At 68.2% G+C, this 14274-nt stretch carries 15 protein-coding genes; 11 read left to right on the top strand and 4 right to left on the bottom strand.

Annotated features, from left to right (window positions below):
• Positions 1-116 precede the first annotated feature (116 nt).
• Positions 117-659, top strand: a complete 543-nt coding sequence (locus ACIA49_RS04385; protein ID WP_396375671.1) for a hypothetical protein — start codon at positions 117-119, stop codon at positions 657-659.
• Here the strand turns inward: ACIA49_RS04385 and ACIA49_RS04380 are convergent.
• Entirely contained in the window at positions 656-904 is a 249-nt protein-coding gene (locus ACIA49_RS04380; protein WP_396375670.1) for a helix-turn-helix domain-containing protein, read from the bottom strand. The two genes, ACIA49_RS04385 and ACIA49_RS04380, sit on opposite strands and share 4 nt — an antisense overlap.
• 167 nt (positions 905-1071) lie before the next feature.
• Between ACIA49_RS04380 and ACIA49_RS04375 the strand changes: the two genes are divergently transcribed.
• The 6 genes from ACIA49_RS04375 to ACIA49_RS04350 all read left to right on the top strand — a co-directional run bounded on the left by ACIA49_RS04375 (position 1072) and on the right by ACIA49_RS04350 (position 7363).
• Positions 1072-1731, top strand: coding sequence for an SAF domain-containing protein (locus tag ACIA49_RS04375; protein ID WP_396375669.1), 660 nt, complete (start codon positions 1072-1074; stop codon positions 1729-1731).
• Positions 1731-2999, top strand: a complete 1269-nt coding sequence (locus ACIA49_RS04370) for a CpaE family protein (RefSeq protein ID WP_396375668.1) — start codon at positions 1731-1733, stop codon at positions 2997-2999. Before ACIA49_RS04375 ends, ACIA49_RS04370 begins: the two co-directional genes overlap by 1 nt.
• A gap of 107 nt (positions 3000-3106) precedes the next feature.
• Positions 3107-3874: a DUF4097 family beta strand repeat-containing protein gene (locus tag ACIA49_RS04365; RefSeq protein WP_396375667.1), complete on the top strand. Its 768-nt coding sequence runs from the start codon at positions 3107-3109 to the stop codon at positions 3872-3874.
• Between the two features lie 58 nt (positions 3875-3932).
• Complete coding sequence (locus ACIA49_RS04360; protein ID WP_396375666.1) at positions 3933-4592, top strand: HAD family hydrolase; 660 nt, start codon at positions 3933-3935, stop codon at positions 4590-4592.
• Entirely contained in the window at positions 4589-5806 is a 1218-nt protein-coding gene (locus tag ACIA49_RS04355) for a glycosyltransferase 87 family protein (RefSeq protein WP_396375665.1), read from the top strand. The genes ACIA49_RS04360 and ACIA49_RS04355 overlap by 4 nt, the downstream gene beginning before the upstream one ends.
• Positions 5807-5809: 3 nt before the next feature.
• Entirely contained in the window at positions 5810-7363 is a 1554-nt protein-coding gene (locus tag ACIA49_RS04350) for a carboxylesterase/lipase family protein (RefSeq protein ID WP_396375664.1), read from the top strand.
• On the opposite strand, the gene ACIA49_RS04345 is transcribed toward ACIA49_RS04350, so the two are convergent.
• Both ACIA49_RS04345 and ACIA49_RS04340 read right to left on the bottom strand, forming a co-directional pair.
• Positions 7360-8688 (bottom strand): hypothetical protein, encoded by a 1329-nt coding sequence (locus ACIA49_RS04345; RefSeq protein WP_396375663.1) that lies wholly within the window; start codon positions 8686-8688, stop codon positions 7360-7362. The two genes, ACIA49_RS04350 and ACIA49_RS04345, sit on opposite strands and share 4 nt — an antisense overlap.
• Positions 8685-9173, bottom strand: a complete 489-nt coding sequence (locus ACIA49_RS04340; protein WP_396375662.1) for a cupredoxin domain-containing protein — start codon at positions 9171-9173, stop codon at positions 8685-8687. The genes ACIA49_RS04345 and ACIA49_RS04340 overlap by 4 nt, the downstream gene beginning before the upstream one ends.
• A gap of 174 nt (positions 9174-9347) precedes the next feature.
• On the opposite strand from ACIA49_RS04340, the gene ACIA49_RS04335 reads away from it, so the two are divergent.
• From ACIA49_RS04335 to ACIA49_RS04320, 4 genes are all read left to right on the top strand, one after another.
• Positions 9348-10814 (top strand): wax ester/triacylglycerol synthase family O-acyltransferase, encoded by a 1467-nt coding sequence (locus tag ACIA49_RS04335; protein ID WP_396375661.1) that lies wholly within the window; start codon positions 9348-9350, stop codon positions 10812-10814.
• Positions 10811-11329: a DUF6912 family protein gene (locus tag ACIA49_RS04330; RefSeq protein ID WP_396375660.1), complete on the top strand. Its 519-nt coding sequence runs from the start codon at positions 10811-10813 to the stop codon at positions 11327-11329. Before ACIA49_RS04335 ends, ACIA49_RS04330 begins: the two co-directional genes overlap by 4 nt.
• A gap of 13 nt (positions 11330-11342) precedes the next feature.
• Positions 11343-12263 carry a Ku protein gene (locus ACIA49_RS04325; RefSeq protein WP_396375659.1) on the top strand — a complete coding sequence of 307 codons (921 nt, stop codon included), beginning with the start codon at positions 11343-11345 and terminating at the stop codon, positions 12261-12263.
• Positions 12264-12609: 346 nt separating this feature from the next.
• A complete protein-coding gene (locus tag ACIA49_RS04320) occupies positions 12610-13062 on the top strand; it encodes a VOC family protein (protein WP_396375658.1) in 453 nt (150 codons plus the stop codon).
• Here ACIA49_RS04320 and ACIA49_RS04315 read toward each other — a convergent pair.
• Positions 13059-14186 (bottom strand): hypothetical protein, encoded by a 1128-nt coding sequence (locus tag ACIA49_RS04315; protein WP_396375657.1) that lies wholly within the window; start codon positions 14184-14186, stop codon positions 13059-13061. The genes ACIA49_RS04320 and ACIA49_RS04315 overlap by 4 nt on opposite strands.
• Between the last annotated feature and the right edge of the window lie 88 nt (positions 14187-14274).

Genomic DNA, 14274 nt, shown 5'->3' with positions numbered 1-14274 from the left:
TTCGCCTCCGACCTATGAGTTTGCTTTAGTTTGCGTTGGCTTGACCACTATAGACCGGAACTACTGCCAGTTTGCAAGTGGATACGTCACCCAACGTGCGCGGTAGGTTGACCGGTATGCAGTGGGATGCGCTGTTCGAGGACCTGGAGTCGCAGTTCGAGGCGCTCCAGGAGGGCGATCTGTACGGCGAGGTCGCCGACCGGATCCGGACCGAGGTCGGGAAGATCACGGTGCTCGACCGCCTGCGCGGCGCCGTGGACACAGTCGTCCGGATCGAGCTGGCCGGCACCGAACCGCTTCAGGGGCTGCTCACCCGCGTCGGCAAGGACTGCCTGCTGATCGAGGCCGGTCGCGAGGAGTGGTTGATTCCGGTCGGCGCGCTGGTTGCCGTACACCGGCTCGGCCCGTGGGCGGAGCCCGCCGTGGGCGCGGTCGCGGGGAAGCTCGGCCTCGCGCACCTGCTCCGTGGCATCGCCCGGGACCGCTCACCGGTCACGGTCTTCTGCGGCGGGATCCCCGTCACCGGCACGATCGACCGGGTCGGAGCGGACTTCCTCGAGGTCGCCGAGCACCCGCTGGACGCGCCCCGCCGCCGCTCAGAGGTCTACAACGTCAGGCTGATCCCCACCCAAGCCCTCCAGGCAGTACGACGCCGCTAGAGCTGAGCGTCTTCCGTCGCGTCCGCTTCTTCGCCGAACGGGTGCGTGTCGATGAACTGCTTGGTCTCGGTGTAGAGCCGCTCGATGTACTTCTCGAGCTCGGTTGACTCGACCCGCCACTGACCGCGGCCGCCGATCTTGACCGCCGGAATGTCACCACGGCGGACCATCGCGTAGACCTGGTTGGCAGAGATGTTCAGGACCTCGGCGACGTCGGCGAGCTGGAGGAAACGCGGTGCCGGCATCGTTCGGACTCCTTCGGCTGGTAGCGGGTTTCTTCAGTTTGCCACGGTTCACCCGAGGATGATCAAGTTTGTCCCCAGCCTGTGACAGCCTGTGGATATCTGCTCACGGGGGACTGGGCGGCACGGCAGAATGCTGGCAGCAACGATCGAGTGACTGGGGAGCCGACGTGGTGGACACAGCAGGGCGAGGTGGGTTCGGGGCGCCCTCGATCCCGGCGCAGCGCAACCGGCGGGCGCGCTGGAAGGACGGCCGGCTCGTGCTGGGCGTGCTGCTGGTTGCCATCACCGCTCTGGCCGGTGCGAAGCTGCTGTCGTCCGCCGACGACACCACCACGATCTGGGCGGCCAAACGCGACCTGCCCGCGGGGACCAAGCTGACCGGCGACGACCTCACCACGGTCCGCGTCCGCTTCACGAGCGGCCAGGACGCCGAGCAGTACGTCGCTGCCGACGCGGAGCTCAAGGGACTGGTCGTGGCCCGCGCGGTCGACGCCGGTGAGTTCGTTCCGCGCGACGCCGCCGTACCGCAGGCTCAGAACGACCGCACCGAGCTCCCGCTCTCGGTGGCGACCGGCAGGCTGCCCTCCGACACCGCGGACGGCGACAAGGTCGACATCTGGGTGGTCCCGAAGGACGAGGGCCAAGCGGCCAAGCTGCTCTGGAGCAACATCCGCGTTCTGCAGATCGATGCGGTCAAGGGCGTCGCCGGTGGCTCGGCTCGCCGGCAGGTGCTGGTCGCGCTCACGCCGAAGGACCTGCAGAAGCTCCCGGCCGCGCTGACTGCCATGAGTCAGGGTGAGCCGACTCTGGTCCGGCGGGCGGCCTGATGGCGATTCCGGTCCTGCTCGCGGTGACCGGGGCACCGTGGGAGGCAGACGTCGTACGGCGGACCGAGCGGGCACCCGGTATCCGCGTCGTACGGCGGTGTGTGGACATCGCCGACGTGATGGCAGCTGCCGCCAGTGGTCAGGCCCGTGCCGTGCTACTCGCCGATGACCTGTCCCGGCTGACCTCCGATGCCGTGTCCGCGCTGCACGCGCGCGGCATCGCCGTACTGGCTCTGGTTGATCCGAGCGAGACTGGTGAAGCGTTCGGGCCTGAGGACCGGCTCAGCCGGATGGGGATCGAGCGGATCCTGCCGGCCGACGTGAGCCCGGAGGACCTCGGCCGTGCGATCAGTGACGCGGTCGATGCCGGCCCGCCGATCGCGTTGTCGCACTTCGCCGGCGGTTTCGTACCGAGGCCGGGGGAGCCCGACCTGCGGACGGAACCACCCGAGTACGCCGCCGGCACCGGCCGGATCTACGCCGTCTGGGGCCCGACGGGCGCACCCGGGCGGACGACGGTCGCGGTCGGCCTCGCCTCCGAGCTCGCAGCCCGCGGCATGCCCACCCTGCTCGCCGACTGCGATGTGTACGGCGGCACTGTCGCACAGCTGCTCGGGATGCTCGACGAGACCTCCGGCCTGGCCGCCGCGGCACGCTCCGCGTCGAGCGGGACGCTGGACATGATGACGCTGGCCAAGCACGCCCGTCAGGTCGAGAAGCATCTGATGGTGCTGACCGGGCTCAGCCGGGCTGACCGATGGACGGAGCTGCGCCCGGCTGCGGTCGAGTCGATCTGGTCGTCGGCGCGGCTGCTGTCACCGTGCACGATCGTCGATCTCGGGTTCTGCATCGAGACCGACGAGGAGATCTCGTTCGACTCGCTCGCCCCGCGCCGCAACGGCGCGACGGTGGCGACCCTCGAGGAGGCCGACGAGGTGATCGTCGTCGGCTCGGCCGACCCGGTCGGCCTGACCCGGTTGATCCGCGCGATCCACGAGGTGCGTGGGCTCGTCCCCTCGGTCACCCTCCGGGTCGTGGTGAACCGGATCCGCTCGGGTTCGCTCGGCACTTCGCCGTCCGACGCCGTCGCTGACGCGCTCGGTCAGTACGCCGGGATCCAGCCGTCGGCCCTGCTTCCCTACGACCTGAACGCGGTGGACGCGGCGATGGCGCACGGCCGCAGCCTGGCCGAGGCCGCGAAGTCCAGCAAGCTGCGCAAATCCCTGCAGCAGCTCGCGACCTCGATCGACCAGACTTTCGTCAGGTAGGCCCAAGGTTCGGCAGCCAGGGTTCAGGCCAGGGGGATATGGGGGTTAACCCCACCGACAGCGGCCCGCGGATCTGTCAGGCTGCTGAGGTGGAGGAGAGGAGACCCATGGCCAGCACCATGAGCGCCGAGCGCCGCTACGGGATCGCGATCTCGATCGCGCTCATCCTGGGTGGGCTCTACTGGGCGCTGACCGGACTGACCGAGGGCGACCACAGCGGCCAGACGTCGTACAAGCTGGACGGTGACTCGCTGGTCGTCGAGGGTGGCTCGACCAGCGTCGAGATCCGGCCGGGCGACGGCACCGAGCTGAAGGTGGACCGGCAGTTCGAGCGCAACGCGTTCGGCTCCGACCCGACCGACACGTTCAAGGACGGCAAGCTCGAGCTCAAGGACACCAACTGCGGATTCCTCTCCTTCAACTGCAAGACGCTGTATGTGCTGACCGTGCCGCGCGACGTGAAGCTGACGGTGAAGAACAACAGCGGCCCGATCAAGGTCTCCGGGATGACCGGCGAGACCGAGCTGAAGACGAACTCGGGTGACATCGCCGTGCAGGGCCTGGGCGGATCGCTCCGGATGGAGTCCAGCTCCGGCAGCATCGAGGCCAGCGGGCTCAGTACCAGCGCCGTGACCACCAAGAGCAGCTCCGGCGACACGGATCTGGAGTTCTCGATGGCACCGCAGTCGGTGGACTCCAAGGCCAGCTCGGGCGACGTGGCGATCGCCCTGCCCACGGGTGACGAGACCTACAAGGTCGAGGCCGAGACCTCGTCGGGTGACAACGAGCGGAATGTGAAGCTCGACCCTGCCTCGACCCGCAGCATCACGGTGAAAACCTCCTCCGGCGACGTCAGCGTCGGCTACGACCACTGACGGTGACCACCGGGACCACGTCAGTGAGCCCAACCTTGTCCTGAGTAGGCTGACCGGCATGGCAGAGGTCGACGCGGTACCCCGTGGGTTGCTGGTGGACTGGGGTGGCGTGCTGACCTCGGGTCTGGATACCGCGTTGCGGCGCTGGGCCGAGCTGGACGGGTTCGACTTCGACGCGTACGTCAAGGCTGTGATGGCCTGGCTGCCGGTCGAGACCGCGGCCGAGGCCGAGATCAACCCGGTTCATGCGCTCGAGCGCGGACAGATCGCCGTACCGGATTTCGAGCGCAAGCTGGCCACGATCCTGGTCCGGCCGGACGGTACCCAGGTGCCGGCCGAGGGCCTGATCGAGCGGATGTTCGCGCACTTCGAGCACGTCCCGGCGATGAACGCGCTGGTCCGCCGGGCCAAGGGGCACGGCATCCGCACCGCCCTGCTGTCGAACTCGTGGGGCAACACCTACCCGCGTGACACCTGGGACGGCATGTTCGACGACATCGTCATCTCCGGTGAGGTCGGACTGCGCAAACCCGAGCCCGAGATCTTCCTGCTGGCGGCGCGCCGGGTGAACCTTCGGCCCGCGGAGTGCGTCTTTGTTGACGACCTCGAAGTGAACGTCGACGGCGCCCGCGCCCTCGGCATGACCGGCATCCTGCACACCTCGTACGACGAGACCCGGCGCGAGCTGGAGTCCCTGTTCGGAGTAGACCTGACGTGAGCACGACGACCACCAGCACCCCCGCATCCCGGCCGCTCGATCGGCGCCGGACCCTGCTCTGGATCCTCGCCGCCGCGGCCCTGGTCGCGCTCGGCGCGTGGATCGGTGGCAAGTACCACGGCATGATCGACCTGCGGGTCTACCGGCTCGGCGGCGACGCCCTGCTGCACGGACCCGCCCTGTACGACGCGAAGCTGCCGGGGATCGGGCTCCCGTTCACCTACCCGCCGTTCGCGGCGATCGCGATGGTGCCGCTGGCGATCGTGCCGTGGGGGGTCGCGCTGGTCGTCTGGACCACGGCGTCCGTGCTCTGCCTCACGCTGATCTGGCGCGCGAGCCTGCCGAAGACCTTCTGGTCCTTCGTCACCCTGCGCAAGCGAACCGTGGTGCTGGTCGCGCTGACCATCCTGTCGCTGGTGCTCGAGCCGGTCTGGGCCACGATCGACTTCGGCCAGATCAACTTGATGCTGGTGGCAATGATCCTGCTGGACCTGATCCGGCCGAACGACGCGCGGCTGCGCGGTTTCTGGCTGGGCGTCACGATCGGCATCAAGCTGACCCCGGTGCCGTTCCTCGCCCTGCTCGTGGTCACCAAGCAGTGGAAGGCCCTGCGGAACGCGATCTTCGGCCTGCTCGCCACGATCGCCGTCGGCTTCGCGTTCGCGCCGAAGCAGTCCTGGCGGTACTGGACCGAGGTCGTCTTCGACGCCAACCGGGTCGGCGGCATCGCCTACTCGGGCAACCAGTCCCTGAACGGTTTCCTGCACCGCCTCGGCAACACCGCGAGCTGGGTCCAGCCGACGTGGTTCGTCGCCTCGGTCGTCGTCGGCCTGGCCGTGCTCTGGCTGGCCCGCAAGTACTGGCTGGCCGACGAGCGCGTCACCGCGATCGCCGTGATGGCGCTGGCCGTTCTCTTCGCCTCGCCGATCTCGTGGAGCCACCACTGGGTCTGGATCGTTCCGCTCGGCATCAGCCTGATCCGCAGCGTGAACCGTGTCTGGGGCCTGAACCCGGCCGTCGTGACCGGCGTGCTCTGGTACGGCCTGTTCGTGCTGCGCTCGATCTGGTGGGTCCCGTACCGCGACGACCGCGAGCTCGACTGGACCTTCTGGCAGTCGATCCCCGGCAACTCGCACCTGATCCTCGGCCTGATCGCCTTCGTCGTCCTCGCCATCACCAGCCGAGGCCTGACCCGCTCCGCCGATACCGTCTGAGCAGTGAAGCGCGGATTGCTTGCTGGAGGACTTGTTCTGGCCGCCGTCGCGGCCCTGACCGTCGCAGCGACCGGTACGTCGTCAGCCGATCCGGTCGCGTTGACGGATCGTGGTGCTGTTCGTGGGGTCGGCCACGACGGGTACAAAACCTTCGAGGGCATTCCGTACGCCGCTCCGCCGGTCGGCGCGTTGCGGTGGAAGTCTCCCCAGCGGGCCGCCGCGTGGACCGGCGTACGGGATGCTTCCGAGCCTGGGTCGAAGTGCGTGCAGCTCGATGGGACCGGGTCCGAGGACTGTCTGTTCCTGAACGTCACGGCGCCGACGAAGCCGGCGCGGCCGCGTCCGGTGATGGTCTGGGTGCACGGTGGGGCGTTCACGATGGGGGCAGGGTCCGATTACGACGCCGCCAAGCTCGCGACGCGTGGCGACGTGGTCGTGGTGACGGTCAACTACCGGCTGGGTGTCTTCGGATTCTTCGGTCACCCGGCGCTCCAGGGCGAGGGCGATTTCGGGCTTCAGGACCAGCAGGCCGCGCTGCGCTGGGTCAAGCACAATGCCGCGTTCTTCGGCGGCGATCCGGGCAACGTCACCTTGTTCGGTGAGTCCGCCGGCGGGATGAGCACCTGCTCACAGCTGGCCGCGCCGGCCGCACGCGGGCTCTTTGACAAGGCGATCATCGAGAGCGGTTCATGCCGGACGCTGTTCCCGAAGAACGGCATCGCGCCCGGAGTCCCGGCGTACGACCCGTGGTGGTCGACTGCCACGGTCGAGGCCAACGGCGTCAACGCGGCCAAGGAGCTGGGCTGCGCAACCGACGTACTGGCTTGTCTGCGGAAGAAGCCGACCGCCCAGCTCGCCACGGCCGGACTGATGAACACCTTCTCCTTCGTTGCCTATGGCACCAAGACGTTGCCGGTGAAGCCGTCGGCGGCACTCGAGTCCGGAAGGTTCAACCGGGTCCCGGTCATCCAGGGCACCAACAAGGACGAGATGCGCCTGTACGTCGGCTATGCGCTGGCCGGCGGTCATGAGTACACCCCGGCCGAGTACACGCGCCTGCTGAAGGACTCGTTCGGTGCGAACGCGGACCGCGTCGCGCAGGTCTATCCGGCGAGCAAGTACGGCACTGCGGCGCTGGCGTGGGCAGCCGCCCTCACTGACGCGGGCTGGAGCTGTCAGGCGCTCAACGCCGACCGGACGCTGGCCAAGCACGTCCCGGTCTATGCGTTCGATTTCGCGGACCGGTCTGCTCCCAACAGCACGGGGCTGCCGGAGAACCCGGCCTTCCCGTTCGGAGCTCCCCACGGCTCGGAGCTGTCTTACCTGTTCCACATGGCCGACCTCAATGCCGAGCAGACCAAGCTGTCCGACCAGATGGTCGACTACTGGACGCAGTTCGCGCACACGGCGAGCCCGAACCACCCTGGCGGCGTGAAGTGGCCGCGGGTGACGCCGCACGGCGCACAGGCCCAGGAGCTGGGACAGCACGCCGTACGGACGATCAACCTGTCAGACGTTCACAACTGCGGCTTCTGGTCGACAGTCGCCTACAGCTAGGACGAGAAGAGCAGGAGCAGCCCGCCGGCGGTGTAGCCGACCATGACGATCAGCAGGGGGAGCTGACCGGCCAGGGCCTTGTGGCGGGGGAAGAGGGCGACAGCGCGGTCGTGGGCGGAGATGACACCGAGCAGGTGGCCGCCGACGACCGCCAGCACCTGGATGACCGAGATCGCCGTGCTGTGGTTGGTGATTCCGGTGTTCACTGCGAGCAGCCCGGTGCCGAACACGTTGGCGCCGTTGCTGAGCGGGTCACTCAGGTAGATGAGCGTCCGCTGCCCCTCCAGGATGAACAGCGTCAGGTAGTGCGCGATCACGTAGCCCAGGGCGATCGGTACGACGGAATGCGCGAACAGCCCCGGCAGCGTCGTACGGGAGCTGTCTGACAGTCTGCCTGCCAGGAGCGTGGCGCCGGAGTACGTGACGAGCACGAAGAGGATGAATACGATCAGGGCCGCCGTACCGAGCCAGGTCATCGAGATGTCCTGGTTCTGCGCCCAGCCGACCCATGCCGACGAGTTCGAGAAGCCGTCGTACGCCGTCGAGCCCAGGAGCGCGGCGACCATGCCCACGAGTCCCGGCTGCGCCTTCAGACCATCCAGGTTCTCCAGCGGCCGCCGTACCACCAGAGCGCCGTCGGTACGGCGGCCCCACGGTGACAGGCGGGACATCAGCGACGCGTAGACCTCGAACGGATCCCCGGAGGCGAACCAGCGGTCGCCGAACAGGATCGCCCCGAACATCGTGATCACCACGTAGAGCGCGATCCACGCCTGCAGCACCGGGATGGTGGCCCGGTCGGGGGCGACCAGCTCCAGCCAGGTGAACGCGAAGATGCCCAGTGCGGCCGGCCAGAGCCCGAGCCGCGGGGACAGCTGGAGCAGCCCCTTCGACGGTGGCTGACGCAGCAGCTTGCTGAGCAGCAGGTGCAGCGTGCGCAGCGGGTTCAGCGTCCGCCAGACCGGGCCGAGGAAGATCGAGATCGGGACCAGGCCGACCCAGAGCAGGATGTAGATGAAGCCGAAGATCGGGTTCGTCAGCCGATCCACGCCGAAGACCAGCGAGACCATCGCGTAGCCGAAGATGGCCAGCCCGATCAGCCGGACCAGCCAGCGGAACCAGCCCGCGTCGACCGTCCGGGTGATTGCGCTCGGCAACGGCTTCCCGGACTCGTTGCCCCGGTACTTCGGTGTCCGCCAGGCGAGCCCGAGCACGACGAACGAGACCGCGACAGCGACCGCCGCACCGCCGACCGCGAGGCCGAACGGTACGGGAAGGTCCTGTCTGCCGCCGATCCCGTGCAGGGGGAGCAGCAGCCCGATCAAGAGACTACGAGCTTCGCGACCAGCTTGCCGCTCTTGTGCGTCTCGACCTCGAAGGTGCCCTTCATGTCGGCCTTGAACGTCACCTGGGCGGTCTTGCCCGGGGTGAGTTCCAGCTCCTTGTCGTAGCCGTGGATGTGCAGCTCCTCGGCGGCGTCGCTGACCGCGGTGACCAGGACGGTCTGGCCGGCCTTGACCTTGACGGTCGCGCCGCTCGGGTTCACCTTGCCGTTGGCAACGGTGACGGCGAGCGTCACGTCGGCCTGGTCACCGGACGGGTCGGTGGTGTTCGACGGCGTCGAGGAGTTCGGCTTGCCCGGGGTCGGCGTGTTCGTCGGTACGTCGGACGGGACCGTGGTCGGGGCGGTCGTCGGAGTGCTGGGCGAACCGCCGGAGGTGCTGGAGTCGTTGCCACAGGCGGCCAGGACGAACACGGCCAGAGCGGGCAGGAGAGCGGTGGCGGTGCCGCGAGCGATCTTCGAACGCATGGGTCGAGGGGCCTTTCAAAGGGTCTGTTCAGTTCTCGGAGCGCGGGACGCGCCCTCTTGCCTGACGAACACGGGAGACTCAGTGTTCCCAAGGCAGCCAGTGTCGCAGCCCACTGTCCGTGGAGGCGGCTAGGGTGACGGAAAGCTAACCCGCCAGAGAGGAAGGTGACTCGAATGCCCGACCGGCTGTCATCGCTGGATCTCACCTTTCTCCGGACCGAGTCGCCGGCCACCCCGATGCATGTCGGCACGGTCGACATCTTCGAGCCGCCGGTGCACGGTGACGACGAGTTCGACTACGAGAGTCTGGTCGCGCTGATCCGGGACCGGATCGCGTTCGTGCCGCGGTACCGGCAGCGCGTGCAGCAGGTGCCCGGCCGGTTCGCCGGGCCGGTCTGGGTGGACGACGAAGACTTCGACATCACCTTCCACGTACGGCGCTCGGCCCTGCCCCGGCCGGGGACGCACGCCCAGCTCCTGGAGCTGGTCGCCCGGATCATGTCCCGCCGGCTCGACCGGGCGCGGCCGCTGTGGGAGATGTATCTGGTCGAGGGGCTGCAGGGCGACCGGTTCGCGATCATCGCCAAGTCGCACCAAGCGCTTGTCGACGGCAACAGCACGGTCGACATCGGCCAGGTCGTGCTCGACGCGACCGCACAGCCGAAGGAGACCCCGACCGACACCTGGCAGCCGGAGCATCCGCCGTCCGCGCTCGAGCTGCTGGCCGGCGTGTTCACCGACGCGACGAAGACCCCGACGGCGGCCCTGGAGCTGGCGCGGGCCGAGATGGCGAGCCTGACCGGCTCGACCTCGGTCCGCGAGGTCCTCGGCAACGTGGTCGGCTCGCTGGCCGCGCGGCAGCACGCGCAGGAGAGCTCGCTGCACGTCAAGACCTCCGGGCAGCGCCGGTTCACCACGGTCGAGACCAACCTCGAGGACTACCGGACCGTCCGCGCGATGCACGGAGGCACAGTCAACGACGTCGTTCTCGCGGTGGTCGCAGGCGCCGTACGGGCCTGGATGATGACGCGTGGTGAAGGCGTCGGCCCGACCCGGCACGTGCGTGCTGTGGTCCCGGTCAGCATCCGGGACGACGATGACGAGGAGCCGACCTCGCTCGGTTCGCGGGTGATCGCCTCGGCGGTCTCGCTCCCGGTGGGGGAGAACTCCCCGGTGATGCGGCTGCACCAGATCTCGTACCAGACCAAGGTGCACAAGGACACCGGCCGCGCGGTCAGCGCCCGCTCGCTGGTCGGGATCGCCGGGTTCGCGCCGACCACGCTGCACGCGCTCGCCGCCCGGGTGGCGACAGCGACGGTCCGCCCGATCGACGACGTCGTGATCACGAACGTGCCCGGACCGCAGTTCCCGCTCTACGCACAGGGCGCGCCGATGCTCGCGTCGTACCCGGTCGTGCCGTTGATGCCGGGTCAGGGCCTGTCGGTCGGCGTCACGTCGTACGACGGGAAGGTGTTCTACGGGCTGAACGCGGACCGCACCGCGATGCCCGACCTGGCCGTTTTCGCCCAATGCGTGACCGATGCCCTCGACGAACTGGTCGACACCACCAAGGGCAGCCGGAACCGGGCGTCGCGGGGGCGGAAGAAGCCACGCGGCACGACCAAGAAGGCAGGTTCATGAGGGTCTACATCCCATCCACGCTGCGGCTGCTCGACGACGCCTGCCACGCCGGCGAGTTCGGCCCGCAACCGCTCACCGTGTACGCCGTCACCCCCGCGCTGCGCGAGTGGTACACCGAGGGCGACGACGAGGAGCTCGAGTACGCCGCGATGGCGCAGGCGGCCCGCGCCTCGGTCGGCCTGCTCGCCGACGACCCCGGTACGCCGCGCCGCCGCGTGGTCGTCTCCGCCGAGGTCAGCGCGGTCCCGCCGGCCGACGGTGCCGCCGAGCTGGGTGACGCCCGGCTGGAGCTGCACGTAGTCGTGCCGTGGCGCGCTGTCGCCGCGGCTCATCTCGATGCCGCCGACGCTGCCACAACGGTCGGAAAAGCCGCAGAATTGTGGGCGGCGGCGCAGAACGGCGACGACGACGCGATCTTTGCCCTCGACTCGTGCGAGGGTGAGGATCTGATGTGGTACGCGACCCAGGAGATCCCCGATCTGCTGGCCGCGGAAGGTCCGCGCGGCAAACTCTAGGGAGCTGGTGTTCATGCAGGCCATCTGGAAGGGTGCCATCTCCTTCGGAATGGTGACGATCCCGATCAAGGTGTTCTCGGCGACCGAGGAGAAGGACATCTCGTTCCGCCAGGTGCACGTGGCCGACGGCGGCCGGATCCGGTACAAGCGGATCTGCTCGATCGACGGTGAAGAGGTGCCGTACTCCGACATCGGCAAGGGCTACGAGATGCCCGACGGCCGGATGATCGTGCTCGAGCCGGACGACTTCGCCGACCTGCCGCTGACCAGCAAGAAGGTCATCGACGTCCTCGAGTTCGTCCCCGCCGACCAGGTCGACCCGCTCTACCTGGGCAAGTCCTACTACCTGCAGGCCGACGGCGGCCCCGGCGCCAAGCCCTACGTGCTGCTCCGCGACGCCCTCGAGGGCTCCGAGCTCTACGCCCTGGTCAAGGTCGCCCTCCGCTCCCGCGAGAGCCTCGGCCTGCTCCGCACCGTCGACAACATCCTGATCCTCCAGGTCATGCTCTGGCCCGACGAGATCCGTGACGCCGCCTTCGCCGCCCCACCCGAGGACGTCGAGATCCGCTCCCAGGAGAAGGCGATGGCCTCGTCGTACATCGACACCCTGCGCGGCGAATTCGACCCCGAGCAGTACCACGACGAGTACCGCCAGGCCCTCGAACAGGTCGTCGAAGCCAAGGCCGCCGGCGTCCCGCTCCCCGCCGACTCCGAAGAGGAAGAGACCGAAGGCGCCGAGGTCGTCGACCTGGTCGCCGCCCTCCGAGCCTCCGTCGAGGCCGCCAAGGCCCGCCGCGCCGGCGCCGGCGACGCCCCCGCCAAGAAGGCCCCCGCCAAGAAGACCGCGGAAGCCAAATCCCCCGCCAAAAAGACCGCAGCCAAGAAGACAACAACCAAGAAAACCGCCAAAAAAGCGGCCAAGAAGTCTGCCTGACCAGTCCCGCCCCTTCAGCGGCTCCCGTCGCGGACGCCGTCCGCGCTGGGGAGCGCTACCCGCCGATTCCGGTAGCTAGCGCTCCCCATCCCGCGCGGACCTCCGCTGGACGGCTCCCCAAACCGGTTCGGGGAGGATTCCGGCAGGCTCGGAGCCGATGCGGGGAGGATCTAGGCCCGGATCCGGCGGTACATCCTCCCCACACTGGATTTCGGGCGGAGGGGACTCCCTCAGAGCTTGGGATTCGGGCGGTCTTTCGTGATACTTCGAACGCTGTGGGAGAGCGTCTTCAGGTGCTGCCGATCGGGGTGCCCTGGACGTCTGGGTTCAACCGAAAGGCATGGCCATGACTGAACGGACTGAGATTCCGAAGGACATCTCGGAGATTCCGGTGGATCCGGCGCACCCGCTCGTCGCGCCGGGCGCCTTCCTGCTGGAGCTCCTCCCGATGCCCGTCTCCGACGTCGACCGAGCCAAGGCGTTCTACGCCGACCAGCTCGGCTTCACCTGCGACGTGGACATCACCCCCGCCGACGGCGTTCGCATCGTCCAATTCACCCCGCCGGGCTCGTACTGCTCGATCGTCCTCACCACCGGCCTACCCCAGATGGAAATGCCCGTCGGCTCCCAACGCGGCCTCCACCTGGTCGTCAAAGACCTAGAAGCAGCCCGCCAGCAACTAATCGACCGCGGCGTCGAGGTCAGCCCCATCGAAGACCTGGGCGGCGTCTTCTACGCCTGGTTCGCCGACCCCGACGGCAACACCTGGGCCCTCCAACACATGCCCTGGCGCCCTTAGGGCGAGAGGGTCCAGATGAAGGCGAGGTAGCCCGCGAAGGTCACTGAGGTGGCAGCGAGGAACGTGAAGATCAGCGCGGCCTTGGGGAGCTGTGTTCGCGCCAGAGCGCGGGCTGCCGGGAGGAGCAACAGGAAGGCCGGGAGGATCAGGCGGCCTTTGGAGTTGTAGTAGTTCGCGGCGCCGATCGACGAGATCAGGATGAGCGCGCTGTAGAGAAGCAGGGGCCAAGGAAGCCGGTCCACGGCATTCAGCGCCAGCAGCAGAATCGCGGCCACCAGGACGAACGTGACCACCGTGTAGTCCAAGGCGGACGCCGTGGTGAGCGTCTTCTTCGCCACTCGGTACGCCGAAGTGCCGTAGTCGAACGAAGATCGCCAGATCGTCTTCTGGATGTGGAACCAGCCGTCAACCCGTCCCATCTTCTGACCGACCCAGAGGATGTAACCCAGCCACCCCAGGGGAGTGAGCAGCCCGCCAACCCACGGTCGCCACCCGTCCTCACGCCGTACAACCGCAATCAGTGCCACCAGCCCGACCACACCAACCAGCGCGATCGCAGACGGCCGAGTCAGCCCCGCCACCGCCGTCAGCACGCCCGCCGTCACCCAGTTGCGACGCAGCAACGCCAGCAAGGCAAAGGCGCTCAACGCAGTGAACAGCGACTCGGTGTACGCCATCGACTCGACCAGTGCATGCGGTACGACGCCCCACAACCCAGCGAGCAAGATTCCGGTACGCCGATCCGCCAGGTGGTTGCCGACGGCGAAGATCCCCCAGGCCGCGACCAGCGAGGCCACAACACTGATCAGAATCGCGTTCTGCGCCGTAGAAAACGGTGACACCCACCCGAGCCCCCGCACCAGCATCGGATACAGCGGAAAGAGCGCCATCTCCTTCCCACCGGCAACAGCGTCGTACCCCTTGTCGGCGATCAGCACATAGTGCGCACCGTCGAAATCCCCCAGCACCTTGCCCAGGCTCTCCGGCGTACTCCGACTCCAGATCGCCAGCACCACAAACGTCAGCACCCGCGTCGCGGCGTACAAAGCAACCGCCGGCCAAGCCACCCGCGCAGCGACCGCCCACCCCCGGCCCGTCGGCGCCGTCGCGGCGTGTGCGTGCATCTCCGTTGCCCTTCTCAAATACCGCGACCGCTCGCGGACGCCGGGAGCCTATCCGACCCACAACCCAGACTCGCCATCACAAACCCGG

The sequence above is a fragment of the Kribbella sp. NPDC051587 genome (assembly GCF_044453945.1).
In the GTDB taxonomy this organism is placed as follows: Bacteria; Actinomycetota; Actinomycetes; order Propionibacteriales; family Kribbellaceae; genus Kribbella.
Note: the sequence above shows the minus strand (reverse complement) of the source record. Positions and strands in the feature narration are given on the sequence as shown.